The 24934-nt window shown below is 43.4% G+C and carries 28 protein-coding genes and 1 tRNA gene; 15 read left to right on the top strand and 14 right to left on the bottom strand.

Features of this window, described 5'->3' with window-relative positions; all coding sequences use genetic code 11:
* The first annotated feature begins 63 nt into the window (after positions 1-63).
* The 9 genes from QY309_12360 (at position 64) to QY309_12320 (ending at position 5091) form a co-directional block, all read left to right on the top strand.
* A tRNA-Arg gene (locus QY309_12360) sits at positions 64-137 on the top strand.
* Positions 138-399: 262 nt separating this feature from the next.
* Complete coding sequence (locus tag QY309_12355; protein ID WKZ58658.1) at positions 400-879, top strand: hypothetical protein; 480 nt, start codon at positions 400-402, stop codon at positions 877-879.
* A gap of 24 nt (positions 880-903) precedes the next feature.
* Positions 904-1548, top strand: a complete 645-nt coding sequence (locus QY309_12350) for a hypothetical protein (protein WKZ58657.1) — start codon at positions 904-906, stop codon at positions 1546-1548.
* Positions 1512-2306, top strand: coding sequence for a histidine kinase (locus QY309_12345; GenBank protein ID WKZ58656.1), 795 nt, complete (start codon positions 1512-1514; stop codon positions 2304-2306). The genes QY309_12350 and QY309_12345 overlap by 37 nt, the downstream gene beginning before the upstream one ends.
* Positions 2296-2943, top strand: a complete 648-nt coding sequence (locus QY309_12340) for a response regulator transcription factor (protein ID WKZ58655.1) — start codon at positions 2296-2298, stop codon at positions 2941-2943. The genes QY309_12345 and QY309_12340 overlap by 11 nt, the downstream gene beginning before the upstream one ends.
* Before the next feature lie 91 nt (positions 2944-3034).
* A complete protein-coding gene (locus tag QY309_12335; GenBank protein WKZ58654.1) occupies positions 3035-3274 on the top strand; it encodes a LuxR C-terminal-related transcriptional regulator in 240 nt (79 codons plus the stop codon).
* A 62-nt stretch (positions 3275-3336) separates the two neighbouring features.
* Positions 3337-3783 carry a response regulator gene (locus QY309_12330; protein WKZ58653.1) on the top strand — a complete coding sequence of 149 codons (447 nt, stop codon included), beginning with the start codon at positions 3337-3339 and terminating at the stop codon, positions 3781-3783.
* Between the two features lie 89 nt (positions 3784-3872).
* On the top strand, positions 3873-4286 hold the full coding sequence (locus tag QY309_12325; GenBank protein WKZ58652.1) for a DUF1801 domain-containing protein: 414 nt from the start codon (positions 3873-3875) through the stop codon (positions 4284-4286).
* A 49-nt stretch (positions 4287-4335) separates the two neighbouring features.
* Complete coding sequence (locus QY309_12320; protein ID WKZ58651.1) at positions 4336-5091, top strand: class I SAM-dependent methyltransferase; 756 nt, start codon at positions 4336-4338, stop codon at positions 5089-5091.
* On the opposite strand, the gene floA is transcribed toward QY309_12320, so the two are convergent.
* A complete protein-coding gene (gene floA, locus QY309_12315) occupies positions 5084-5974 on the bottom strand; it encodes a flotillin-like protein FloA (GenBank protein WKZ58650.1) in 891 nt (296 codons plus the stop codon). The genes QY309_12320 and floA overlap by 8 nt on opposite strands.
* 147 nt (positions 5975-6121) lie before the next feature.
* On the opposite strand from floA, the gene QY309_12310 reads away from it, so the two are divergent.
* From QY309_12310 to QY309_12295, 4 genes are read left to right on the top strand one after another with little or no spacing between them, the layout of a single operon-like run.
* Positions 6122-6694 (top strand): RNA polymerase sigma factor, encoded by a 573-nt coding sequence (locus tag QY309_12310; protein WKZ58649.1) that lies wholly within the window; start codon positions 6122-6124, stop codon positions 6692-6694.
* 1 nt (position 6695) lies between these two features.
* Positions 6696-7475 (top strand): HEAT repeat domain-containing protein, encoded by a 780-nt coding sequence (locus QY309_12305; GenBank protein WKZ58648.1) that lies wholly within the window; start codon positions 6696-6698, stop codon positions 7473-7475.
* Between the two features lie 3 nt (positions 7476-7478).
* Complete coding sequence (locus QY309_12300; protein WKZ58647.1) at positions 7479-8381, top strand: hypothetical protein; 903 nt, start codon at positions 7479-7481, stop codon at positions 8379-8381.
* Between the two features lie 11 nt (positions 8382-8392).
* Entirely contained in the window at positions 8393-9196 is an 804-nt protein-coding gene (locus QY309_12295; GenBank protein ID WKZ58646.1) for a DUF4097 family beta strand repeat-containing protein, read from the top strand.
* 72 nt (positions 9197-9268) lie between these two features.
* Here the strand turns inward: QY309_12295 and QY309_12290 are convergent, their stop codons facing one another.
* The 6 genes from QY309_12290 to QY309_12265 form a co-directional block, all read right to left on the bottom strand.
* Entirely contained in the window at positions 9269-10132 is an 864-nt protein-coding gene (locus QY309_12290) for an RNA polymerase sigma factor RpoD/SigA (protein WKZ58645.1), read from the bottom strand.
* A gap of 251 nt (positions 10133-10383) precedes the next feature.
* Complete coding sequence (locus tag QY309_12285; protein WKZ58644.1) at positions 10384-11061, bottom strand: TonB family protein; 678 nt, start codon at positions 11059-11061, stop codon at positions 10384-10386.
* 29 nt (positions 11062-11090) lie between these two features.
* Positions 11091-11327 (bottom strand): hypothetical protein, encoded by a 237-nt coding sequence (locus QY309_12280; GenBank protein WKZ58643.1) that lies wholly within the window; start codon positions 11325-11327, stop codon positions 11091-11093.
* Positions 11328-11346: 19 nt separating this feature from the next.
* Positions 11347-11916: a sigma-70 family RNA polymerase sigma factor gene (locus QY309_12275; protein WKZ58642.1), complete on the bottom strand. Its 570-nt coding sequence runs from the start codon at positions 11914-11916 to the stop codon at positions 11347-11349.
* A 69-nt stretch (positions 11917-11985) separates the two neighbouring features.
* Positions 11986-14379 carry an ABC transporter permease gene (locus QY309_12270; protein ID WKZ58641.1) on the bottom strand — a complete coding sequence of 798 codons (2394 nt, stop codon included), beginning with the start codon at positions 14377-14379 and terminating at the stop codon, positions 11986-11988.
* 93 nt (positions 14380-14472) lie between these two features.
* Entirely contained in the window at positions 14473-15759 is a 1287-nt protein-coding gene (locus QY309_12265; protein ID WKZ58640.1) for a hypothetical protein, read from the bottom strand.
* A gap of 124 nt (positions 15760-15883) precedes the next feature.
* Here QY309_12265 and QY309_12260 point away from each other — a divergent pair, with 124 nt between their 5' ends.
* Positions 15884-16357 carry a hypothetical protein gene (locus QY309_12260; protein ID WKZ58639.1) on the top strand — a complete coding sequence of 158 codons (474 nt, stop codon included), beginning with the start codon at positions 15884-15886 and terminating at the stop codon, positions 16355-16357.
* A gap of 35 nt (positions 16358-16392) precedes the next feature.
* On the opposite strand, the gene QY309_12255 is transcribed toward QY309_12260, so the two are convergent.
* Positions 16393-17523, bottom strand: coding sequence for a DUF2911 domain-containing protein (locus QY309_12255; protein WKZ58638.1), 1131 nt, complete (start codon positions 17521-17523; stop codon positions 16393-16395).
* A 200-nt stretch (positions 17524-17723) separates the two neighbouring features.
* On the opposite strand from QY309_12255, the gene QY309_12250 reads away from it, so the two are divergent.
* Entirely contained in the window at positions 17724-18074 is a 351-nt protein-coding gene (locus tag QY309_12250) for a YopX family protein (GenBank protein WKZ58637.1), read from the top strand.
* A 3-nt stretch (positions 18075-18077) separates the two neighbouring features.
* Here the strand turns inward: QY309_12250 and acpP are convergent, their stop codons facing one another.
* The 6 genes from acpP to ftsH form a co-directional block, all read right to left on the bottom strand.
* Complete coding sequence (acpP, locus tag QY309_12245; GenBank protein WKZ58636.1) at positions 18078-18323, bottom strand: acyl carrier protein; 246 nt, start codon at positions 18321-18323, stop codon at positions 18078-18080.
* Between the two features lie 60 nt (positions 18324-18383).
* Positions 18384-19742, bottom strand: a complete 1359-nt coding sequence (locus QY309_12240) for a HAMP domain-containing sensor histidine kinase (protein WKZ58635.1) — start codon at positions 19740-19742, stop codon at positions 18384-18386.
* Positions 19732-21099 (bottom strand): sigma-54 dependent transcriptional regulator, encoded by a 1368-nt coding sequence (locus QY309_12235; protein ID WKZ58634.1) that lies wholly within the window; start codon positions 21097-21099, stop codon positions 19732-19734. Before QY309_12235 ends, QY309_12240 begins: the two co-directional genes overlap by 11 nt.
* A gap of 149 nt (positions 21100-21248) precedes the next feature.
* The gene (locus QY309_12230) at positions 21249-22022 is read right to left on the bottom strand and encodes a hypothetical protein (protein ID WKZ58633.1); all 774 of its coding nucleotides are present in this window, start codon (positions 22020-22022) and stop codon (positions 21249-21251) included.
* Position 22023: 1 nt separating this feature from the next.
* Positions 22024-22800: a UDP-2,3-diacylglucosamine diphosphatase gene (locus QY309_12225; protein ID WKZ58632.1), complete on the bottom strand. Its 777-nt coding sequence runs from the start codon at positions 22798-22800 to the stop codon at positions 22024-22026.
* Between the two features lie 65 nt (positions 22801-22865).
* Positions 22866-24902, bottom strand: a complete 2037-nt coding sequence (gene ftsH / locus QY309_12220; protein ID WKZ58631.1) for an ATP-dependent zinc metalloprotease FtsH — start codon at positions 24900-24902, stop codon at positions 22866-22868.
* Positions 24903-24934 lie beyond the last annotated feature (32 nt).

The raw sequence follows: 24934 nt of genomic DNA, 5'->3' as shown, positions 1-24934 counted from the left end.
TGGCAAAAACTGTTTTTTGCCGGATAAATTAATTCTTTACATTTGCAGTCCAATTTTGGGCCTGCACTCGTAGCTCAACTGAATAGAGCATCTGACTACGGATCAGAAGGTTCGGGGTTTGAATCCCTGCGAGTGCACTTGATGGGACAGCTTGAGCGATTCAAGCTGTCCTTTTTTATGCCTTCGCATATAGTTTAGGTCAATCTACCGCTCAAAATCCCTGACATATTTTATTTGATGGTACAATCAGCTCAACGTGCAAACGTGCTTTGCATGATTTTTTAAAAAATCAATGTATAGGAGTTACTCCTATATGCCGGTGAAGAGCTTTTGCCTGCCTGACAACCTTTGCTGCAGAAAAAGGGAAGGTCCCTTTGACGAACCTTAAATTTTAGATGTATGAAAACACGCAGCAAATTTCTCCAGGTAATCATGGTAATGGTTGTATTTTTTGTTTCCTGTGAAGAACAAATGAGTGATGAGCAGCCGGTGCAACTTTCGCAAGAACGTAATAATCATGAGAGCGAAAGATTGATTACAGACTACCGTTTTTCGGGATTGGAAGGCGATGCCATTGATTATGCCGTTGCCCGCAAATGGGTGAATAACTACCAGGAGAAAAATACCACTGGTAATAAGGCGCATTTTTTTGGTTATGAAATTATCAAGGAAATTTTGTCGCTGGAAGGTTGTGTCGGTATTCGCATGTACTATGCACTGGATGATGAGGGTGGTCGACAGATCATTTTAGTAGGCGTTGATGAAAAAGGAAATAATATCATTCCGGGTGAAAATGGTCGCACAGCTGAGGAGGGGGTTGTTGTAGATGCTTCGTTACCTTGCCCAACATATTGTTCAGGTTCAGAAACTTCACTATAATCACAGGTAGTTAAGACTACCTAAATGAAATCCTTATTAATTATAGCATATGTTTCTGTTTTATCTCCCTTAATACCGTTAATTGTGGCATTTATAAGACCAACAAATCTTAAAGTAGAACAGTGGTTTCTGGTTAGTTTACTTTGTTTGTCTTTATTGTCAGATGGATTGTTATGGTTTTTTCTAGACTCCGGTATTAATAACTGGCCTATTGTAAATATTTATTTGATTGTACAAATCATATTGTTGTATAGAATTTTCAGAAGCGACAAGAAAAGTACACTGACAAAAATATTTATTAGCACTTTTCTTACGTTTGCTGTTATAAATTTTGTTTTTCTACAAACACCAGAAGTTTTTAATTCCAGAACCTCGAATATCGGAGCTCTATTTATTATTGCTATGGCATTGTCGTATTTGTATCACCTATTTAAGGAAATGCCAATTAATAATATTTTAGATATGCCCATGTTATGGGTAGCTTTTGCTGTATTATTTTACTTTGCGGGTACGTTGTTTTTATTTTTGCTTAATAATTATTTGATTGTTAATCAACCCGAAAATCATCAACTAGGCTGGGTTTTACATAATATACTTAATATCATCAAAAATCTGTTCTTTGCTGTTGCTTTATGGAAGTATTACAAGCGGAGCATGCTTTGGAAATAATCATTTGGGGCACACTAGTCATGTTGATGCTGGTGAGTTTCATGGGTGTATTCGTTTTGCTTTATCAAAAGCGAGTTATAAAAGAACAGGAGCAGCGTGTTGCACAAGAGTTGAGATACGAACGACAAATGATCCAACTCCAGTTGGAAAGTCAGGAACAGGAGCGAAAGCGCATCGGTGCAGACTTGCATGATTCATTGGGTTCGTTGCTGTGGGGGGCTAAGGTAAATGCCCAGTTGGTACAACAATCTGCAGCGCTGGGCTCAGAGGCACTGGAGTCGCACCAGGAGTTGGTAAAAATTCTTAATGAAAGCATCGAAGCTGTACGGAAAATAGCTTGGGAGTTAACTCCAGAAGCGTTTCATTATACCGGTCTTTCGGGTTCATTAAAAAAACTTTGTCATCAAATGGATGGAAAGCCCATTCAAATTAAATTGTTGGAACATAATACGCAATCGTGGAATGATGATCGTGCCCTGTTGGTATTCCGGATTATTCAGGAATTAATTACCAACACGTTTAAACATTCGGGAGCATCCCAATTGATGATTGTGTTGGACTGGCATTTTGACAAACTCAACATTCGGTATACCGACAATGGAAAGGGTTTGCCTGAGAAGGAAACACGAAAGGGCGTTGGCATGTGGAATATTGAACAACGCGTTAAGCATCTTAAAGCTGTTTTCCAAATGAGAAACCCTACTGTCGGATCAGGATTAGATATTACCATGGAAATACCTTTACACTATGATGCGTGAAAGCCTAACGGTATACCTGGCGGACGATCATACGGTTGTGCGGAAGGGCATGCTTCGCTTGCTAAAAACATTTCAACGGGTTAAAGAAGTGAAAGAGGCCGCTAATGGAAAGGAGTTGCTAGCCCTGATTGAAGCTGAACCTCCTGATGCAGTTATTCTGGATTTGGAGATGCCGGTTATGAGTGGTATGGATGCGGCCCGCCATATTTCCTTGCATCATCCGGATGTAAAAATGCTTATCCTTACCATGCACACCGAGGCGGTGTTTATCCATAAGCTGATGGATATCGGTATCCACGGATTTTTGAGCAAAAGCGTTGAACCTGCAGAGGTTGAACGAGCTTTGTATTCCATAGTGGATAAGGATTTTTACAAGAACGAGATTGTCGAGGAGGCTATGCGGAAAAATATTTCGGGTTCCGGTGTAGAAACCACCTCCAGGCTTAGCAGCCGTGAACTTGAGATTTTACTATTGATTTGCCAGGAATTAACCCCTACTGAAATCAGTAACCGCCTGCAAATCAGCGAGAAAACGTTTTTTAATCACCGCACCAACATATTAGTGAAAACCCGCAGCAGAACCAATGTAGGTCTGTTGCGCTTTGCCGTACAACGGGGTTACATTGAATTAAGCTGATTTTCTGAAAATTCTATGGGAATTACTCCCATGCCCCCGTATCCGAATGCTATAACACAGGCATTTTGCGATCATAAAATCTATTATCGCTATGAGAAAAAATTTCACAACGGTAGGGCTTGACATAGATGCCAATCTTACCTCACGGGAGTTGCAGGTTTTGCTTCTTATTTGTAATGAACTATCACCTGCCCAAATCAGCAAACGATTACAAATCAGCGAAAAAACATTTTTTAATCACCGCGCCAACATCCTGGCCAAAACCCAGGCGCGTACAAACATCGGTTTGCTTTGTTATGCCGTACGATGCGGACATTACCGGATTAATTGAGAATTGGTCTGTAGTTCAAAGCCCTCTAAGATGAATAGTGTATAACGTTTAGTTAAAGCCAAATGAAAAATGCAACGGCCAGTGAGGGCCGAAAACACATTTTACTTGTTGAAGATAATGCGGGTGATGTGTTACTTATGCGTGAAGCATTCGAAGAGTTGAATCTGCCCCACTCATTAACGGTGGCCACGGATGGTCTGCAAGCCCTGGATTTCATTTTCAAGCAAGGTCGTTATACAGATGCAAGACCGCCCGATTTAATCTTGCTGGACGTAAACCTGCCGGGTGTAAATGGTCATGAAATTCTTATCCGCACAAAAAATAATGATGCCACGCGACACATACCAGTGCTCATGTTGACCACATCAACCAATCCGGAAGATATACGGAAGTCGTACCAGAATTTTGCCAATGCCTACATTCCCAAGCCCATTCAATTGGATGATTTTATTGATTTGGTCAGTTCAATCGATCGGTTTTGGTATCAGACGGCCCGTGTGCCGGTGTAGTAAGAACCGTTTTACGTTCACGATCTGGTTTGGTAACTTCTTTAAGAAGAGCGGTCGTTTTTCTATTTTTGGATAACACACTTTCCAATATGGCCGAACTCAAAACCAAAAAGAACACCTCAAGCGTAAAGGCTTTTCTCCAATCGGTGAAGGATACGCAAATGCGTGAAGATTGTGAGAAAGTTGCTGCGTTGATGAAGACGATTACTAAGACCGAACCCAAAATGTGGGGCACCAGTATTGTTGGGTTTGGCGAATACCATTATAAATACGCCAGCGGTCGTGAGGGCGATTGGTTTTTATGTGGTTTTTCTCCGCGCAAGCAAGCGCTTACCCTTTACATCATGAGCGGTCTGGAGCAACAGCCGGAGTTGTTGGCAAAACTGGGAAAGCACAAAACCGGAAAATCGTGCCTGTATATCAAGCGACTTGGAGATGTAGACCTGAACGTTTTGAAATCACTTATTCAGCAAGGTATGAAGAAGCCCATGGGAAAAGCGTGATGCTACGTTAATTGTTTTAACTTTGTTCGGTACACACTAACCAGTTCACATGGATCAACAAAAGCATTGGAATACCATTGCCCCTACATACGAAGACGAAATATTTGATGTCTTCAAAAGCGATAAGCGAAAAATACTTCCCCGATATTTTAAAAAACATGCCAACAAAAAACACCGCGCCATCGATTTTGGTTGCGGAGTAGGCAAGGCCTTTCCTTATTTAGCGCCTGCGTTCAAAGAAGTTCTTGCACTTGATATTTCTGAAGAGTGCCTTTCAACGGCAAAGCAACGCCCGTATAAAAACATCATATTCAAGCATGCTGACCTTTCAAACCCCCGGTTAAGAATCGCGCCTGCTGATTTTGCTTTTTGCTGTAACGTAATCATGTTACCCGAAGTGGAAAAGAATGTGATCATGTTTCGGAACATTCAGAAATCGTTGAAGCGTGGGGGTCATGCCCTTATGGTTGTGCCATCACTTGAGTCGGTATTGCATGCCTCGTGGCAGTTGATACGCATGTACAAAAAAGAAGGTATTGATTTGAAAAATATTCCGGCTCATGAGTTCGATTATTTCAAAGCGAATAAACCTCACCTGGTGCAAGGGATTATACACATTAACGATGTGCCCACCAAGCATTATACGCATACCGAGTTGCATGTACTCATGCGTGAGGTTGGCCTCACCGTTACCGCCATCGAAAAAATTGAGTACGATTGGAATACAGAATTTGATAAACCTGCCAGTTGGATGAAGGATCCCTATCCCTGGGATTGGCTGATCGAATGCCGTAAAATCAATTAAGAAACTTTTGCGAACGGAAGGCGCCTGATATGGCTGCCGGAATTTTCACTTCTTCCATAATCACTTTAGCGCGTGCTTCCTGTGCCCGGGCAACCATTTCCTGTTCCAGTGCCACGGCCATCGCCCTACGTTCTTCTGCTTTGGCTTTGGCGATATTCAGGTCGGCATTGGCCTGATCAATTTGCAACAGCGCACCAATGTTTTTACCGATGTCGATATCGGCAATGTCAATCGACAAAATTTCATAGGCGGTTCCTGAATCAAGCCCATTGGCGAGCACCTCTTTGGAGATACTATCCGGATTGCTGAGTACTTCTTTATAACTAGGCGCTTTACCTATTGCCGAAATAATACCCTGTCCAACGCGCGCAATAATGGTTTCTTCACCCGATCCACCCACCAACTGCCGGATGTTGGCCCGAACCGTTACACGCGCAACGGCTACCAGTTGAATGCCCTCAATGGATACACCCATAATGGCAGGTACTGCAATTACATACGGAGTTACCGATAGTTGCACAGCCCGTAATACATCGCGGCCGGCCAGGTCAATGGCAGTAGCTTCTTTGAAATTCATGTTCAGGTTGGCTTTGTCTGCCACAATCAAGGCTTTGATTACCTGCTGCAGATGGCCTTTGGCTAAATAGTGGGTTTCCAGCTGATTAGAGGTGATTCCTTTAATGCCCGCCTTGGTAGCCAGAATAAGCGATTGTACAATCAAAGCAGGTGGCACCTTTCGAAAGCGCATGAACACCATATCTACGAGTCCAATCCGTACTCCTGAAAAAATAGCCGTAATCCACAGGCTGATTGGTAGGATATAAGTGAAAAGTATTATACCGCCTACGAGCCCAGCGTTAAAAGGAAATATACATCCATGCATTTTCTATAAGTTGGTAAGGTACGGGTAGCAGTCGGTCTTTCTTGTGAATGTTGCGTATTTACTTTTTACCCACGGGCCAACACCAACCTGCCCTTAAAACTTTCTGTAACTTTCTGTAACCATCGGGGAAATCGTGAGTTTCCCTGCTTGAAAACTTTATCCGGATTGGAAACACTCAGCGACAATGCCTTGATGCTCAAGGTTAAAGAGGGTGATCTCGACAGGCTAGGCCTTTTGTTCGAGCGCTATAAAAGGCCGCTGTTCGGGTTCTTCTATGGCTTGAGCAAAAACACTGAATTAAGTGAAGACCTTGTTCAGAATGTGTTCTTCCGCATTTTGAAGTATCGCCATGTATTCCGCGGGGATGGCGATTTCAGAACGTGGATGTTTCACATTGCGCGTAATGTGAACAACGACCACTATAGGAAGAACAAATTTGGAAAGGTTGAATCTGTTGAAAACTGGCAGGATCGGCTGGGTTCACCCGATTCCCACACCACGGATCTCCAACAACGCGAAGAATTGCAGTTGCTTGCCATGGCCATGGAAAGGTTGCCACAGGATAGAAGGGAAATTTTGTTGCTCAGCAAATTCCAGGAAATGAAGTACAAGGAGATTGGTGAGGTACTGGGCTGTTCGGAGGGTACCGTAAAAGTTAAAGTTTTCAGGGCCTTGCAAGAATTGAAGGCTGTGTACAAACAACTTGAAAAGCAAGTATAGTATGGATAAGGAGAAGATTAATGAATTATTGGTCAAGTATCATGAAGGTCAGGCTGACCCATCGGAGCTAAAACAGATTGAGCACTTGCTTGAGCTGGGAGTAATTGAGTTGGATGATCTTGATTCCCTCAGGCATGTACAAAGACAATTGGAGGAACTGGAAATGCCAGTCCCTTCAACGGAAATGGATCATCAGTTCTACACGATGTTGTCTAAAATCAAGCAGGAGTCTGGTGGATTTTCATGGAGTAGTTTTTTCAGTTGGCCGCAACTGGCACCCAAGTTGGCATTTGCCTCAGTTACTCTGCTGGTTGGTTTTTTCCTGGGGTATTTCCTTCAACCCGATTCGGATGATGAGCAGGTTGCCTTACTCAATGAGCAGGTATTTGAACTAAGGGAAATGATGATGCTTTCCCTGCTTGAAAAGGAATCGGCTACCGAAAGATTGAAAGCCGTTAGCTTGACTCAGGAAATGGACCAGGTGAGTAGCAAAGTCACCAACGCATTGATTCAAACCCTTAACAATGATCCGAATGTGAACGTACGACTTTCCGCACTGGAAGCATTAAAGCTATACGTGCGCAATGATCAGGTTCGTGAACAATTGGTGCAATCTATCGGCAGGCAAGATTCGCCATTGGTACAGGTGGCGTTGGCCGAGTTGATGGCTGCGCTACAAGAAAAATCATCGGTAAAGGCACTGGAGCAAATTCTGAAAAGTGACAGCACTCCGGGTGATGTAAAAAAACGAATTGAGGAAAGTATTAAAGTAATGAGTTGAGTTATGAGAACACAAATAACACTTTTATGGATACTGATATGCGGGATAACCTTCGGGCAATCACATACCGAAAAGCTGACGCGCGAATTTTCATTTGAACAGGTCAGTCAAAGCAATACCATGATTATTGCCAACATCAATGGTTCGGTATCAGTAACCGGATATACGGGCAGTAAAATAGTGGTGGAGATCGAAAAAACGATTAAGGCAAAGACAGAACAGCGATTGGAGAAAGGAAAGCGTGAATTAACGATAGGAGTGATCGATCGGGCAGATACGATTATCCTTTACCTGAATGGTTTAAGCAACACGTTCGGGCAAGGAAAGAAAAATAACTGGAACAGAAAGCGAAATGCCGGTTGGGGCTACGATTGGAATGATTGTGATGATGACGAAAACTGGCGTGATAATGAAGGATACGATTTCAAAGTAAACTTTACAGTAAAAGTTCCACAAGGTGTTAACGTGCATGTTTCCACTGTTAATGATGGCGATATTGATGTAGAAAATATTCAACGTGTGGTCGTTGCTGATAATATCAATGGCAGCATACGATTGAAAAACATAGCCGGAGCCACACATGCCAATACCATTAACGGTGATGTAGATATTTCGTACACGAAAAACCCAGATCAGGATTGCCGTTACTACTCCCTCAATGGCGACATCAATGCAAACTTTAAAAAAGGATTGTCGGCCAACCTGAGTTTTGAAAGCTTTAATGGCGATTTGTACACCAATGTGGCCAAACTGGAATCTTTACCGGTTCATGTTCAAAAAGATACAAAAAGCGATCGCACCCGTTACAAGCTAACCGGTAACCGGTTTAAAATCGGAGCAGGGGGTATTCACCTCGACTTCGAAACGTTCAACGGAAATGTTTATGTAAAGGAATTGGAGAATTAAAAATTACAAAAATGAAAAAGCAACTGGTTTTTATAATACTGAGCACAATCTTATCAATGGGGTCTATGGCCCAAAACGCAGGCGACTTTACAGTGCCCTTTAGTGATCCGGCAAAACGTGGAAAAGTAAAGGCACATTTAAACTCAGGCTCTATTACCATAAAGGGTACGCCAAGGAAGGATGTTCTGGTTAAATATTCGGCCTCTGATAAAGATGGAAAGAAAATTGAGCAAGGTAAGGATGGAATGAAGCGAATATCAGGTGGCACGATGGATCTCGAAGTTTCAGAGAGCAGCAACTTTGTTAAGATTTCTTCAGGATCATGGAACAATGCGCTAAGCCTGGAAATTGAAGTGCCTTCAAATATTGATCTACAAGTGCATACGTACAATGATGGTGTTCTTACCATTCAAAATATTCAAGGTGAACTTGAACTGAGTAACTACAATGGTGAAATCTATGCCTATAACATTTCCGGATCGGTAGTGGCTACCTCTTATAATGGTGAAATAAAGGTTACCTTCGATAAAGTTACGGAAGGAACACCCATGTCGTTTTCAACATACAATGGTGATGTTGATCTTACATTTCCTTCAACCTTGAAGTCTTCGCTGAAGATGAAAACAAATCAAGGCGATATCTTCACAGATTTTGATGTGGCCTTGGTTAAGTCAGGCCCGATTCAAAAGAAGGATGAAAAATCGGGCGTGTATAAAGTGGTGATCGATGATTGGGTAAAAGGAGATGTAAATGGGGGAGGCCCCGAGTTTATGTTGAAAACCTATAACGGAGATATCTTTGTGAGAAAAAAGTAGATCGCGTGAATAGTTATCAATAAAAAAGTCGCCCAGTAGAGGCGACTTTTTTTATATCAATTGTTTAGAAAATTATCCGAGATAAGCCTTCAGGCTCTTGCTACGTGAGCTATGACGTAACCTGCGGGTTGCTTTTTCCTTGATCTGGCGAACACGCTCGCGCGTCAGGTTAAACTTCTCACCAATCTCTTCCAGTGTCAACGCCTGTTCTCCGTTCAAACCGAAATAATACGAGATTACTTCCGCTTCGCGTTGGGTTAACGTTGCCAATGCGCGTTGCACTTCCTTTCTTAGTGAATCTTCCAGCAGGGAAGAATCGGGTGTAACTTCACTGGTGCTTTCCAATACATCCAGCAAGCTGCTTTCTTCGCCATTGGCAAAGGGTGCATCTACGGAAACCTGACGACCGCCTACACTCAGGTTCTCGCGAACCTCATCTGCAGTAATGTCAAGAATTTCAGCAATTTCTTCCGGAGAAGGTTCACGCTGAAATTTCTGCTCCAATTCAGAGAAAGTGCGGGAAATTTTGTTCAATGAGCCTACCCGGTTCAGCGGAAGGCGCACAATACGGGATTGCTCGGCCAAAGCCTGCATAATGGACTGGCGAATCCACCACACCGCATAGGATATAAATTTAAAACCACGGGTTTCATCAAAACGCGTTGCCGCTTTTATCAAACCCACATTTCCTTCATTAATTAAGTCGCCCAGGGTAAGGCCATTGTTTTGGTATTGTTTCGCTACGGATACAACAAAGCGAAGGTTCGCCTTGGTTAGTTTTTCAAGGGCAATCTGATCGCCTGCTTTAATACGCTTGGCTAATTCTACCTCCTGTTCGGCTGTGATCAGGTCTACTTTACCAATTTCCTGTAAATATTTGTCAAGGGACTGACTCTCCCGATTCGTGATTTGTTTACTGATTTTTAACTGTCGCATGTTGAGGAAACGTGAAAAATTAGAATTAGTTCCGTTGAGCGTTATCACTCAACCGGTGTGTTTTGCGGTGCATTAATCTTTGGATTTCCAGAAAGCGGACTTTCGATGTGTGCCCAGTCTTGCTAAAAACGCGGATTAGTCGCTAAAACCCGTGCAAATATAGGCATTTTAAGGCCCAAAACCTAAGTTTTGGGCCTTTGGTCAATCCTTAAAAAGTATCACGATACAGGGTTGTATGGCCATTTGAGGGGTTAATTAAGCCGGAAATGGACCGGCATGGTCATTTTAACGAATACCGGATTACCCCGTTGTTTGCCTGGCTCCCAACGAATTTGCTTCAGCACGCGCACGGCCTCTTCATCGCAGCCATTGCCGATTCCTTTTACGATTTTAAAGTTTACCGGTTCACCCGATGGGCTGACAACAAACTCTACAAAAACTTTTCCGTGGGCATTGCGCTGTTTGGCACGGCTAGGGTATTTGATTGAGGTGCTTACTTTCTTGTAAAAAGCTTCATAGCCACCCACCGGTTGTGGCATTTGTTGAACCACGATGAATGTATCGGGTGATGTTTCAACGGGTATTTCAATTTCAATTGGACCTGGTTTAACTTCAATGGGTTCAATGGCTATTTCGATATCTGTTGGCTCAGGTTCTGTTACTTTTGCCACTTCAATCCGGGTAGGATCAACCATCTTGATCTTTTTAGGCTTTTGTACCGAAGGCTCCTGGTGTTTAACCTGAATTACTTCGTACGGATAGAATGTGACCTCCTGTTGAGGTGGTAAACCGTCAACTGGTTTTTGTGCTATGCGACTTTGCCATTCGAATGCTACAATGACTACGGCAACACTAATGGCAAAGCCGATCAGAAAAAATTGCTTGGTGTACCGGTGTACATCTTTGTTTGGATTTTTCTTGGGTTCCATAGGTCAGGTGTTTTGTTACACCTTCCTAATCACTTCTTAGCAACAAAGTCACGAGTCGGTTCAAAAATTTCAATGGATGAATTTTTTTTCGATTCAGTTTGCTTGGATTCCCAGCGCAACACAATCAATAAAATGAGAAGCAGAAACAGCACAACCAGAAAATACGTGAACACGCGCACGATGCGTTTCATGCGCGAATCGCGATCGTGTTGGCGCATGAGTTCAGAATAATTGCGGTGTCGCGCAATTCGTCCTGTGCTCATCATGTTTCGCCTCAACCGTATCTCATTTCTTCCCATCGTACTTGATACTAAGATTAAAATTTTTCCGCAGCCTGTCCAGTGCCCGATAGGTGCGCATTTTTGCTCCGCTTTCGGTTATGTTCAGAATGTATGCAATTTCTTTAAAGTCCTTGTCTTCAAAAAACCGAAGTTCCAATACTTCCAGCATATCGGTAGGCAATTCTTTTAGATAGCCGATTAATCGTTGCACCAATTCTTCATCCCAGCCATCAGCGCCCATTTCTACCAGTTCTTTTACACGCACTTCTTCAATGCTGAATACGCGCGTAGCTTTTTGTTTTCGGTAGTGTTTGTTTACCTCGTTGGCCGCAATGCGGTACAGCCAGGCAGAAACCGGTACGCCCCGAAATTCAAATCGGTTTACATGGTTTAGTGCATTGAGAAAGGCCTGTGAGCAAAGATCAGCAGTTAGGTCTTCATCATCGGTTTGCCGGTAAATGAAATTGAAAATCCTATCGAAATATTTTTCATATAACACGCCAAATGCACGCGAATCCTTTTTCGACTTCTCGAGGATTTGGTACTCCTGGCGTATTTCGTCATCCGATAGCAAGGCGCATTTCTTTGCTTAATAATCCGAAGCTTTTATGAAAGTCACAAGCACAAGCGGATTACAGCGCAATTATTCGTTGCGCAGGCTATCGGCCGGATTAATGAAAGCGGCCTTGATGGCCTGATAGCTTGCTGTGCCAAAGGCAATTATCACGCAAAGGAGCGAGGCCCACACCAATGAGGATGCACCGATTTCGGTTTTATAGGCGAATGCACTTAACCATTTGGTCATCATGAACCACGAAACCGGAAGACCAATAAGTATAGCTGTTAAAATGAGTGGTGTATAATCGCGGGTAATAAGCATCACAATGTTTTGAGCTGATGCGCCCAACACTTTGCGAATGCTGATCTCTTTGGTTTTCTGAACGGCAGAAAAAGAAACAAGTCCAAACAATCCAAGACATGCAATGATAATAGCCAAGGTAGCAAACACGGTGAAGATGGTGCCCATGCGTTCTTCGGCTTGGTAAAGTGCTGCATATTGCTGATCGACAAACTGAAACTCAAACGGACGATGCGGATAAATAGCGTTTGAAATCGATTTTATTTTTTCCAGCAATTGCTGAACATCGCCATCGGCAAGCTTAACAAACACGTGGTTCAGTTGAGCTTCTTCCGGAAAAATTACCAATGGCCCGATTGAATTATGTAATGAGGCGAAGTGAAAATCCTTAACAACTCCAACAATTTCTCCTTTTCTTGGTCTCACTTCAACAACAGTTCCAATGGCGTTCTCCTTTTCCAGAAAGAGCGCGGCAAGGGCAGATTCATTTACAATGAAGGAGTAAATGGTATCCCTGGAAACCCGTTCTACGTCCGCTTTTGTAAAGTTTCTTCCATCCAATAGTTCCATGCCCAAGGCTGGCACATAGTCTTCATCAACAGGTAAACCGGTAATGATAACACCGGGGCCTGTTGTTTCTGCAGTTTTAATGGAATACCCACCACGAATCTGAACAGGTGATTCATTGCCACGACCCACAGCGGTTACTACACCTGAGCGCATCAATTCATTTTTGAACGATGAGAATGCTTCAGGCATTCTGCGTTCATAAGGCAGAACGATGGTGTTCTCCTTATCGTAGCCTAATTTTCTCGACTGAATAAACGTGAGTTGCTTTTGAATAATTAATGTTCCAACAATCAGAATGACAGAAATACTGAACTGTGTAACCACCAATGCTTTTCTCAACCATATTCCACGGCCGCTTGAGCGGAAGTTACCTTTCAATACAGTAGCGGGTTGAAAACCAGTAATAACCAGTGCGGGGTAGGCCCCTGACAAAGCAGCAATGAGTATTAAGGTTGCGAGGCTCACCAACAAAAAAGTTGGAGATAACAACGAGGCGAAGGCAAATTCTTTCCCGGTAATGTGATTGAAAAAGGGAAGCATAACCTGTGCAAGAAAAAATGCCAACAGGAAGGAAAGTATGGTGATGACAATAGATTCACCCATGAATTGTGCAAAAAGTTGTTTCCTTACTGCACCTACCACTTTTCGTAGACCCACTTCTTTTGCGCGGTCGGCAGCACGGGCAGTAGCCAGGTTTATGTAATTAATGCTGGCAATAACCAATACCAGAATGGCTATTATTGAAAAAATATAAACATACTTGATATCGCCCAGCGCTGCTTCTTCCGTGCTGAAATCAGAGCGAAGATGGATGTCGGTTAACTTCATGAAATTGTAGCGCACATAATCGCCTGCGTTGGTCAGATCGGCAGCCAGTTCTTGCTTAACGAGGTCGTTTAGCTTTTGATCGAGTTGTGTAACCGAAGCATTTTTATGCACCACCACAAAGGTTTGGTAGTTGGCACTCCACCAGAATGGTTTTGCGCGGGTTACTGCCAGCGAAGTAAAGGAGCCTAAGAAATCGAAACGTAAAATTGAATTATCAGGCGTATTTTTTACTACACCGGTCACGGTATAATCGCGCGCATTGTTAATGGTAAGGGTTTTTCCTATCGGATCTTCATCACCAAAATATTTTAGTGCTGTGTTTTCGGTAAGGATGACCGAGTAGGGTTCTGTTAATACTTTCTGCGGATTTCCTTTAATCAGTTCAAAATCGAATACGTTGAAGAACCCGCTATCGGCAAAGAAGAATTTTGTTTCCTGAAAAATGTTCTCGTCTTTTTTTACAATAAACGGACTCCATCCGGAAGGATTGTAAACGCGAACGCCTTCTTCTACTTCAGCAAAACTTTTTAGTGCCGGTAGCAGCGCGGTGGGAGAGACAGACGTTTTGGACACCTGCCCACCAAAGCTGTATTCCATGGAGCTTCTGTAAATACGATCCGCTTTACTGTGAAATGTATCAAAACTTAACTCATGCGTAACCCATAGAATAAGAAGCAGGGCAGTAGCAAGGCCTAAGCCAAGTCCGGTAATATTGATCAACGAATAGGAAAATTGCTTGCGAAGATTACGAAAACTGATCAGGAGGTAGTTTTTGAACATGACAGTGGGGTTTTGGTATTAGACTCATGCGTTTAGCAAGAGGTTGCACCTTTCACTGGAATTTTGATCTTCAACTGAATCCAATGGCATTAATCACGGTTTGAGTGGCGATTTTAAGATTATGATGGGTTGTAGTTCTGCGGCCGGTTTGATTTTCTTTTGCTCATCGTAACCATTCCACTGACTGTTTGCTACATAGTAAAGTGTGTTGTTAACAAGGCAGCCATTGGTTGGCTCATTAAAATCTGCATGCGCTCTATCAATGGTACGCGCAGCAACAATAGCGTCATGGGTGTTGTTGAGGGTAAGCTCCATTACACGCATAGGCTGCACACCATTTTGTATGGTTATTAATTTATTTTCATAGACATATAACCCATCAACACCTTTTATTGAAGCTATAGCCTCAATGGGTAGTAATATAAGCTCCTGGGTTTTCAGAGTTAGCCTGAAAATTCCTTTTATATAGTCAGCTATGTACAGGTATGTTTCATCTTTTGAAAAACCAATACCTTGAATGTTCCAGAATTCAGATGAAGAGAAATACGGGTCAAGTTTTTTGGTTTGGCGATTTACTTTGAAAATTACATTGTTACGACTGTCGGATACAAATACATCTCCTGCCTTATTCAGAATCAAATCCCCAAAGAAAAATTCTTTTGCTTCATGTTGTGGTTCATATCGGGCAATCAGCTTACGCGTACGAAGATCAAATTGATAAATGGCCGATGCGAGTGTTGAATCGTAGTCCATCATTTCAGGTGTGATGGTGGAGGCTACCCAAAGGCTATTGGTTATCGGGTCAACCTTCACACTCATGGCCGCACCTAATCCATCTTGTTTTGAGGCAATGAAGTCAGAATCGGTACCCGCTTCGTCAATGAACATTACTTTTCGCTTGTGAATACTGGTTACGAAAAACGTTCCGGTTTTTAAACCCGGTGTAATGCTTTCGGCATGAAGTTGTGAGTCGGAAATGGTGAACGCTCGTGTACTGGTCTGAATCGGTTTATTTAATTCGGTTTTAAGTTCCTGTATGCGTTTAAAATCTTCCCGTTCATGAAGGCTATTGAAATCATCGAGACTTAAATCAAATGACGTATTGATCAGAATGGCATTGCGCAGAAGCGCTACAGCTTCTTCAGGCTTTTGCATATGCACCGCGGCCAACGCTTTTTGATACATGATTCCCTGATGGTAGGGATGCATTTCAAGTGCCTTGGAAATGTGATCGTAAAAGACGGAATAGTCTTTCAGCCGATATGCTTCTTTCGCGAGGTTGTAACGTTCCTGAAGCGATAAATCCTGTGAAATACCAAGGGTACTTTGCAGCATCCATAAAAGAATAAGCGTAGGGGTCAGTATTTTCTTTGCACTCATGGGGTGTGGATTCGAGGTATATGGTTACATTGGACTAAGCAAAATTCAGTATATTTCTACTTTAATCGTTGTCCGCTTTCGGGCAATTTGTGAATGAGGGCTTCCTTACTACGACTCTTACACTATGAAATTTGTTAAATTATTTTTGATCATCGCACCGCTCGCCTTATCCTGTCAATCACCCGATACGGATGCTGAAAGAAGAGCTGAGGTTATGGAGGCCGATAAGAAGTTTAGCCAAATGGCTAGCGAAAAAGGTATTGCGGAGGCCTTCATTTATTATGCAGATGAGAAGGTGATTAAGCCAACGTCAGGCAAACAACCCGTGGTTGGGAAATTTGCCTTGATGGATTGGTATGAGAAAAATCCACCGGGCGATGAAAAGTTAGTTTGGGAGCCGCTTCGTGCAGAAGCTAGTGGTAACTTGGGCTATACCTTTGGTGGATATGAATTACACACCAAAACACCGGACGGATTGCGTGATACGGTGCTCTATGGAAATTACGTGTCGGTGTGGAAGCGAAAAAGTGATGGAACCTGGCGCTATGTGGTGGATACAGGTAGTGCAACAGATGGACCGGTGTCATTAAAAAAATAGTGGTCGCTTAATTAAGCAACCACTATCAAGTATTTTTATTCTTTCAGTTTCTTCACTTCACCTTCATAAAAAGCCAGGTTAGGCTTCTGATTCTCGGGAAGATTTTTGATCGCTAACTCCCAATATTTGATGGCATTCTTTTTATCGCCTAATGCGGTGTAACCTCTGGCTAAACCAACATTAGGTGTAAATTTATCTTCAGGGTGATTTTTTGCATTCAACTTGAATACTTCCATGGCTTTTTGATTTTTTCCGGTGTTTAGCAAAAGCCTGCCATATTGATGTACAGCACCTACGGATGCAGTGGGATGCGCAATCGCTTTATCCATAACAGCTTCTGCCTCATCGTTTCGATTCATAGCCATCAATACCTGTGCTTTGGTTGAAAGTGAATTGAAATTTTCCTGTCCGAAGAACGGATCACTGATGGCCAGGTCAGCCCATTGAAGTCCTTGCTCAAGTTCGACTTTGTTTTGTGCACAGAAGGTTGCTGCGGCTATGTAGGATTGATGCTGGAATCCGGCAGTTGACCCGCGCATTTCATCGCGAATGGTTTGCACGTATAATTCATTTGCATTCGGCACTTCAATTTTGAATCCGATGCGTTTGTTCTCCCATTGCAAGAAAGCAACAGCCGAATTTCTTCTGCGATCATCAAAGCTGTAGGTAAGCCATTCGGTGTACTCGCAATCTTGTGGGGTTGCCTGCACACGCACCACATCCAGTTCAGGGTTGTAGAAGTAACTTCCCCAACTGCTGGCATCTTTGTTGAGTATCCAGGTCCAGGGGCCTTCTTTTTCAACAGCAAGGAAAAGCCCATATGTGCCGGCCGCCACTTTCTTTCCACCAACCTGTACATCATGCGAAAAGCTAATGGTGGTATTTTCATTAGATCCTGCCCGCCAGGGTGCTGCTTTAGATGTACCAAAACCCTGATCGACATACCCATAATGCACTACATCACCCCAGATTTTTCCTTTACGATCCTCACCATTTGGTCCGTGAACATCGGGGCTGCTGTAGTTGATGGTAACCTGCACCAATCCAATGGATTGGGTTACGCTTGATTTCTGGTTATCTCCGCTTGGCGGCAGAGATATGCCTTGTGCGAAGGCAACTGATCCGAGGCAAATGAATGCCCACGTTACGAGTAGATTTTTTTTCATACGCATTCAGAATTTGGTTAACATGAATTTAACGAGCATTCTGGTAAATGCGGTTGGCTTTTAGTCCACTTTTAAATAACCGGCAAAACCAGAGGTTACGCGGATCGCTGGGCCAATTTGTATTCGGGATTCCAGCTGTATCGATAGAATTTCTGTACGAAACCGAACGGTACGAAGTACTACATGCTTAATTTTACAATATGAAAGAATTCCAACCCCGTACGTTTAAATTTAAAGCCTGGAATCGAGAGGCGCGATTGCTGATGAAGCTGGGTAGCATCGATTGTGTAAAGGGAGAGTTGTTTAAGCGCGATCATATTTTATTGCAATATACCGGCCTGGTAGATAAGCACGATGAAGAGATTTATGAGATGGATATCCTGCTTAAGCAGGACCGAAAATTTTTGGTGCGCTGGCACGATAGTTTTAACGGTTGGTATATCGTGAACTATCCGGGTAAGGATTCGTTCCAACCGCTCCACAAGGAAGATGCACAGCGCATGAAGCGGTTATGTAATTTTTTTGAGTCGGATGAAAATACGGAAAGCTGAAGGCTACTTTTTATCCTGTAGCTTTTTTTCAATGTAGGCTACGGCTGCCCCAATGGTGGTAAGTTTTTCAGCATCTTCATCGGGAATGCGGATATCAAATGTTTGCTCGAAATCCATCACAATTTCAGCGTAGTCAAGCGAGTCAATTCCCAGGTCTTTCACCAGGTTTGTATCGGGGTTGATTTCAGACTCAGCTACACCAAGTTTATCGATTAATATGCGGGCAACTTTTTGCGAAACGTCAGCCATAAAAAATGAATTTCGCAAAGGTATTAAATCCTCATTAAATTCATCAAAATGGAAGCTTTTTTAGAATCGCATAAAGAATTCGGTACCTTCTCCAACGGTGGATTTTACGGTGAGTGTTCCCTGATGCTGACGCATCACCTGACGCGATAAACTCAGCCCAATTCCTGAACCCGATTTCTTGGTGGTAAAGAAGGGGATAAAGATTTTCTCAAGGGCCTCGGGATCAATACCGGAGCCATTATCACGGACTGAAATCACCGGTCGGTTTTTCTCGGTAACAGATGCCTTTACCGTAATCACTTTTTCTTCCTGTTCTTCATCAAACGCCTGAATGGCATTTTTTACAAGGTTAATCAGCACTTGCTCGGTTAACCCCCGATCGGCCAACAAGGTTAAATCAGGCGGATCGATGTTGACCACAAGCTTAATGTTCTTTTCGGCTAGCTCATTTTTGTGCAACATGCAGATTTCATCCAGCAAGGTGCATACGAGAAAAGTTTGTAAACGCGGCTTGGGTATGTGAGTGAGACTACGAAATTCTTTTACAAACTGAATCAGGTTTTCACTTCGCTTGCTGATGGTTTGCAGCGACAGGTGGATATCTTCCAACTGATCTTTTTGCAACGGCTTTTCTTCTGTTCCCTTCACGTGGTCGCTGATCTCGGCCTCCATGGTTCCGGCCAACGATGAAATCGGAGTAACCGAATTCATGATTTCGTGTGTGAGCACGCGCACCAGGTTTTGCCAGGCTTCCATTTCCTTTTCTTCCAGTTCACTCTGAATGTTTTGCAATGAAATCAGTTTCATGTTTTCACCGCGCAGGGTCAATTCAATCGCATAGATGGAAAGTTGAATAATGTCTTCCCCGACTTTTAGGCGCATCAACTCACGGCCACCAGTTTTTAAACGTAAAAACGTATGAACGAGGTTAGGATCAACTTCTTTTAAATCGCCTAACGCATTCGCATTATTTATTTTTAAAAGCTTTCGTGCAGCGCTGTTAAAGATTTCAATTTTTCCGGTGGTATCGTTAAAAATCACCAAGCCGATACCCACGTGCATCACAATGTTTTTATAAAACAGGTATTCCGAATCTTTTTCCTGGCGCGAGTTTCGCAGTCGCGTAAGGGCTTCGTTTAGTTCCTGATGAAAGCGTTGCACGTATGGATCATGGCTTTCGGTTTTAAAGGAAGCTGAAAAATCATCAAAGCTTACCGAGTCGAGAAAGGAGGCAATGTCTTTATTCGATTGATCAACCAGGTCAATCAGTTGTTTAATCTGAAAAGCGGTGAGCCCCAGAAACGCAATGGCTAGCCAATAGTGATTTTCGAACAGAAAAAAACAGAGCGCAAAAATGCTGGCCGCTAAAAACAGTATTCTGGGTACAACCGGTGATTTCCAGTTAAACTTATAATCCATACTTTTCCATTCTGCGATACAGCGAAGCGCGGGTTAATCCCAGCTCGTCAGCAGCTTTCGAAATATTTCCGCTGTGCAGATTCAAGGCTTTCACGATAGCCGCTTTTTCCACTTCATCCAGGTTTAACGTTTCTGCCGATGAAGAGGATACCGGTCGGCTAAACAGGAAATCGCTTTCCTGTAACGAAGCCGAGTCGGTCATGATCACGGCACGTTCAATGGCGTGTTGCAACTCACGGATATTGCCAGGCCAGGCATATCGTTTTAGTTTGTCCATCGCGTTCGGTGCGATGGTTGTTACCTGCTTGTGGTACTTACGGGCGTAGTAATCGAGGTAATGGCGTGCGAGTAATGAAATATCTTCAACGCGATCGGCCAAAGGCGGAACTTTGATTTCAACCGTGTTGATGCGGTACAATAAATCCTGACGGAATGTTCCCTGCTCCACCATTTGATGCAGCGGCATGTTGGTGGCACAGATTAAACGAATATCAACCGCTATCGACTGGTTGGAACCTACCCGCGTTACCTGCCGCGATTGCAGTGCGCTCAGCAATTTACTTTGCAATGCCATGCTTAGGTTTCCGATTTCGTCTAAAAAGAGTGTGCCGCCATTGGCCAGTTCAAATCTTCCGGGCCGATCTTCGCGCGCATCGGTAAAGGCGCCCTTCTTATGGCCGAATAATTCGCTTTCAAACAACGTTTCTGTAATGGCACCCATATCCACCGAAACGAAGCTGTTGTCTTTCCGCAGCGAGCGTTGGTGAATGGCGCGGGCGATGAGTTCTTTTCCAGTTCCGTTTTCTCCGAGTATCAACACGTTGGCATCCGTCTTGGCTACTTTATCAATCAGCCCGAACACTTCTTTAATGGCTATGCTTTCGCCAATGATTTCGCCAAACGGTTTACTGATTTGCTCTTCCAGCATTTCTTTGGCTTTGCGCAACTTGTCTACTTCGTTGTACGACTGCTTCAAACGAATGGCCGTAGAAATGGTGGCAATTAATTTTTCATTTTGCCAGGGTTTAAGGATGAAATCGGTGGCGCCTTGCTTCAGGGCTTTCACGGCCATTTCCACATCGCCAAAAGCCGTGATCAGGATGACCACCGCGCTCGGATCTTTCTCCAGAATTTTTTCCAGCCAGTAAAAGCCTTCCTTACCGCTGGTAATGTCCTTGCTGAAATTCATGTCCAGCAGGATCACATCGTACGTGTCGTTATTGAGTAAAAAAGGAATTTTATTCGGGTTCTTTTCTATGATTACATGGTGGTTTTGCTTCTTGAGCAACATCTTGGCTGCCAGTAGAACGTCCTCATCATCATCGATCATCAATATTTTGCCACCTTCAGGATTCATGGTATAGATTTAAGTAGTGCTTTTAGTTAGTAAAAGTTGTGCCAGTTACAGAATTGTTTGTTTTGGAGCAAAAATGGGGAAAGCAGTGTTCTTTCCTGCACAAATATGTTCATAATTGAACACATTTTTTGTGCGAATACGGACTGTAGTTAAGGGTTTTTTAATTCAACAACCAAACGATCCCCAAAAACCTTAAACACGCGTTCATCGGTAAGCAGCATAAATTGCACTCCTTTTTCAATTTGGAGTTCGCGCGTTTTACCATCGAATAAATCAAAAAAAATCAACTTGTCATTCAGGGCATAGTATAACTCTTCTCCCAGAAAATTAAAGTACCGAATCTCTTTTCCTGGAATAAGCCGAATCCGTTTGCCAATGGCATTGTGAATCTCAATGCCTGCATTTTTATTATGGATGAATAAAAAGTTTTGGTATTCGCGCATGCCAATAAAATCTGTTTTCTCTTTGGCTACATGTGGCGATAGGTAAATTTCCACGTCAATGCTTTGTTTAGCAGTATTCAACTTTTTGATACTCAGGTCAGCGCCATCCAGTATCCAAAGGTTTTGATCGCCCGATGAACACACCAACCACGGCTCAATGGCAAACTCCTCCGGAACGGGTTGTTTGTTCAACGTGCCGAATAATCCGTAGCTGTACCAATTTCCTTTACGATCAAAACTGAATGCGCGCGATCCGTCACGGGGTTCAAAAAGAGCGAGTGGTAACTCAGGTTTTATTTCTTCAACCAGTTTTCCGTTGATGTCGAATTTCTGAATCGTACCGGTCTCAAATTGCACGTACAAATCACCGGGCCGGTCTACATAGGCTGCCGTTACGGGTTGATTCAACGGAACAGTTATTGGAAATTGCTGACCGTACGAAAGAAAAGGCAGTACGACCAGCAAATAAATTATTCTCATGCTATGCGGAAAAAGTTTTAAGCTCAACGGTTTTTCCATCGTACACGGCATAGGTATTAAAGTGAACCCACTCACCAAGATTGATGTACCGGCTGTTTGCACCCACTTCCAGATCGAGCGGTAAATGCCGGTGACCGAAAATGTAGTAATCATGGTGGTGATGCTTTTCCAGTTCTTTACAATAGGTAAGCAAAAATTCATTTTCTTCTCCTTCAAATTTTTCTTCACGTTTCGTGTTACTGATCCGGCTTTTTCTCGACCATATTTTAGCAATGCCTATGCCAAGGTTGGGATGTATACGGGCAAACAGCCACTGGCAAATTTTACTGTTGAAAAACTTTTTCAGGATTTTATAGGAGGTGTCACCCGGGCCAAGTCCATCGCCATGGCCGATCATTAATTTTTGATTGTTGCACGTTAGTACCACCGGGTTACGGTAAATCGGGATATCCAGTTCGCGTGGGAAGTAATCAAACATCCACATGTCGTGATTGCCGGTGAAGAAAATAATGGGAATCCCCGCATCGCGCAGTTCCGCAAGTTTTCCCTGTAACCGGATAAATCCTTTCGGAATGGCTTGCCGGTATTCAAACCAGAAATCAAAAATATCGCCTAACAGGTAAATCGCCTGAGCTTCGCTTTTTATGGAGTCGAGCCACCGCACAATTCGCTTTTCACGAGCCAGACTATCCTCATAATTGGGTACACCCAAATGGAAATCGGAGGCAAAGAAAATCTTCTTACCGGCTTCAAGTTTAATTTCCACAGGGGTATTCATTGGCCTAAAAATAAAAAACTCAGACCTGATTGTAAGCCTGAGTTTTTATTTAGTGTGTTTTTAAATTATGGGTTATCGGTCTTGGGTTCTTCCGAAACCGGAATCACTTCCGGTGCAGGCGGAACCTCAACCTTTTCTTCTTTCTTTTCGCCACTACCATTCGTGAACTGCTGGTAGGTAGTAAGCTTATCGAATGGTCGTTTGCCAATCAATCTTTCCAGATCCGACTGGAACAGGATTTCCTTTTCCAACAACTCTTTGGCAATCACTTCCAGGTGTTCACGGTGTTTGCTCAACAAATCTTTCGTGCGCTTGTAGCAGGAATCGATGATCTTCTTCACTTCCTGGTCGATACGTTGAGCCGTGGCATCTGAATACGGTTTTTGAAACGCGTAATCGTTAGCTTTTGAATCGTAGAACGACATGTTTCCGATTTCAGGGTTCATGCCGTAAACCGTTACCATACTGTAGGCCATTTTGGTTATGCGTTCCAGATCGCTCAAAGCTCCTGTAGAAATCTTTCCAAAAATAAGATCTTCAGCTGCGCGACCACCGAAGGTCATGCACATCTCATCCAACAATTGCTCGGTTTGATAGAGGAACTGTTCTTTCGGTAAATATTGAGCATAACCCAACGCGGCAACACCACGCGGTACAATGCTAACCTTCACCAACGGATCGGCATGCTCCAGGAACCAACCGGCTACGGCATGACCCGCTTCGTGGTAAGCCACAATTTTCTTTTCTTCCGGTGAAATGATTTTGGTTTTCTTTTCCAATCCACCAATCACGCGGTCAATCGCATCCTGAAAATCCTGCATGTCAACGGCTTTCTTATCTCTGCGTGCAGCGATCAAGGCAGCTTCGTTACATACGTTGGCAATTTCAGCACCGGCAAAGCCAGGCGTTTGTGCCGAAAGTTTTTTAATGTCAACCGATGAATCCAGTTTGATAGGCTTCAGGTGCACCTTAAAGATAGCTTCCCGACCAACAATATCCGGCTTATCAATGCTGATCTGCCTGTCGAAACGACCGGGACGCAATAAGGCAGAGTCGAGTACATCCGGTCGGTTGGTAGCTGCCAGAATAATTACACCTGAATCGGTTGCAAAACCATCCATCTCTACCAATAATGAGTTCAAGGTATTTTCACGTTCATCGTTGGCACCCGGCATCTGGCCGCGACCACGCGAACGACCGATGGCATCGATCTCATCGATAAACACAATACACGGAGCCTTTTCTTTGGCTTGCTTGAACAGGTCGCGTACACGCGCAGCACCTACACCCACAAACATTTCCACGAAATCTGAACCTGACAAGGAGAAGAACGGCACTGCAGCTTCACCGGCAACGGCTTTTGCCAACAAGGTTTTACCGGTACCCGGAGGGCCTACGAGCAATGCACCTTTCGGAATTTTACCACCCAGCTTGGTGAACTTGGATGGGTTCTTCAAGAACTCAACGATCTCACGAATTTCTTCTTTGGCTTCTTCCAAACCGGCAACATCTTCAAACGTAATTTTTACTTTGTTTTCGGCATCGAACAACGCTGCCTTTGATTTTCCGATGTTGAAAATCTGACCACCGGGGCCACCGCCACCCGTCATTCTGCGCATCAACATCCAGAAGCCAAACAACAACAGGAACAAAAAGCCCCAGCTAAAGAAATGGCCGATGTAATCGATTCGTGTTTCCGATCTGTACTCGGGGCGATCGGCTTCAGGAATTTTACTGATCCACTCGTTGTATTTCCTGTCGAAATTATCAACGGAGATAACTTTTACTTTATAGTGTGGGCCAGCGTTGTTTTGACCCATTGGCCCCTGAATATCTTCCTTGTATTTCGCATTCTGCAAGGCATTTGAATTCAAGGTTACTTCAACGTATTCTTTATCTTTTATGAGTATAATGCTCCGTACATCGCGACTTTCAATCATCGCTTTCAGCTCATTCTCATCTTTTTCTTTCAGGTTGTTGTTTGATGTAAACCACATCACCCCCATAATCACCGCAATGGTGACCAGGATTACCCATAATTGATAGTTGCCACCCTTGGGCACCTTTGGAGGGATCATTTTATTATCGCGCTTATCCGACATGTTTTCTGTATTTCAAAAAGTCAATTTTCTCT

The organism is Cyclobacteriaceae bacterium (assembly GCA_030584025.1).
Taxonomy (GTDB): domain Bacteria; phylum Bacteroidota; class Bacteroidia; order Cytophagales; family Cyclobacteriaceae; genus UBA2336.
Note: the sequence above shows the minus strand (reverse complement) of the source record. Positions and strands in the feature narration are given on the sequence as shown.

Coding starts and splice junctions, on each gene's coding strand:
- QY309_12355 (WKZ58658.1), top strand. CDS start 400: ATGAAAACACGCAGCAAATTTCTCCAGGTAATCATGGTAATGGTTGTA.
- QY309_12350 (WKZ58657.1), top strand. CDS start 904: ATGAAATCCTTATTAATTATAGCATATGTTTCTGTTTTATCTCCCTTA.
- QY309_12345 (WKZ58656.1), top strand. CDS start 1,512: ATGGAAGTATTACAAGCGGAGCATGCTTTGGAAATAATCATTTGGGGC.
- QY309_12340 (WKZ58655.1), top strand. CDS start 2,296: ATGATGCGTGAAAGCCTAACGGTATACCTGGCGGACGATCATACGGTT.
- QY309_12335 (WKZ58654.1), top strand. CDS start 3,035: ATGAGAAAAAATTTCACAACGGTAGGGCTTGACATAGATGCCAATCTT.
- QY309_12330 (WKZ58653.1), top strand. CDS start 3,337: ATGAAAAATGCAACGGCCAGTGAGGGCCGAAAACACATTTTACTTGTT.
- QY309_12325 (WKZ58652.1), top strand. CDS start 3,873: ATGGCCGAACTCAAAACCAAAAAGAACACCTCAAGCGTAAAGGCTTTT.
- QY309_12320 (WKZ58651.1), top strand. CDS start 4,336: ATGGATCAACAAAAGCATTGGAATACCATTGCCCCTACATACGAAGAC.
- floA (WKZ58650.1), bottom strand. CDS start 5,974: ATGCATGGATGTATATTTCCTTTTAACGCTGGGCTCGTAGGCGGTATA.
- QY309_12305 (WKZ58648.1), top strand. CDS start 6,696: ATGGATAAGGAGAAGATTAATGAATTATTGGTCAAGTATCATGAAGGT.
- QY309_12300 (WKZ58647.1), top strand. CDS start 7,479: ATGAGAACACAAATAACACTTTTATGGATACTGATATGCGGGATAACC.
- QY309_12295 (WKZ58646.1), top strand. CDS start 8,393: ATGAAAAAGCAACTGGTTTTTATAATACTGAGCACAATCTTATCAATG.
- QY309_12290 (WKZ58645.1), bottom strand. CDS start 10,132: ATGCGACAGTTAAAAATCAGTAAACAAATCACGAATCGGGAGAGTCAG.
- QY309_12285 (WKZ58644.1), bottom strand. CDS start 11,061: ATGGAACCCAAGAAAAATCCAAACAAAGATGTACACCGGTACACCAAG.
- QY309_12280 (WKZ58643.1), bottom strand. CDS start 11,327: ATGATGAGCACAGGACGAATTGCGCGACACCGCAATTATTCTGAACTC.
- QY309_12270 (WKZ58641.1), bottom strand. CDS start 14,379: ATGTTCAAAAACTACCTCCTGATCAGTTTTCGTAATCTTCGCAAGCAA.
- QY309_12265 (WKZ58640.1), bottom strand. CDS start 15,759: ATGAGTGCAAAGAAAATACTGACCCCTACGCTTATTCTTTTATGGATG.
- QY309_12260 (WKZ58639.1), top strand. CDS start 15,884: ATGAAATTTGTTAAATTATTTTTGATCATCGCACCGCTCGCCTTATCC.
- QY309_12255 (WKZ58638.1), bottom strand. CDS start 17,523: ATGAAAAAAAATCTACTCGTAACGTGGGCATTCATTTGCCTCGGATCA.
- QY309_12250 (WKZ58637.1), top strand. CDS start 17,724: ATGAAAGAATTCCAACCCCGTACGTTTAAATTTAAAGCCTGGAATCGA.
- acpP (WKZ58636.1), bottom strand. CDS start 18,323: ATGGCTGACGTTTCGCAAAAAGTTGCCCGCATATTAATCGATAAACTT.
- QY309_12240 (WKZ58635.1), bottom strand. CDS start 19,742: ATGGATTATAAGTTTAACTGGAAATCACCGGTTGTACCCAGAATACTG.
- QY309_12235 (WKZ58634.1), bottom strand. CDS start 21,099: ATGAATCCTGAAGGTGGCAAAATATTGATGATCGATGATGATGAGGAC.
- QY309_12230 (WKZ58633.1), bottom strand. CDS start 22,022: ATGAGAATAATTTATTTGCTGGTCGTACTGCCTTTTCTTTCGTACGGT.
- QY309_12225 (WKZ58632.1), bottom strand. CDS start 22,800: ATGAATACCCCTGTGGAAATTAAACTTGAAGCCGGTAAGAAGATTTTC.
- ftsH (WKZ58631.1), bottom strand. CDS start 24,902: ATGTCGGATAAGCGCGATAATAAAATGATCCCTCCAAAGGTGCCCAAG.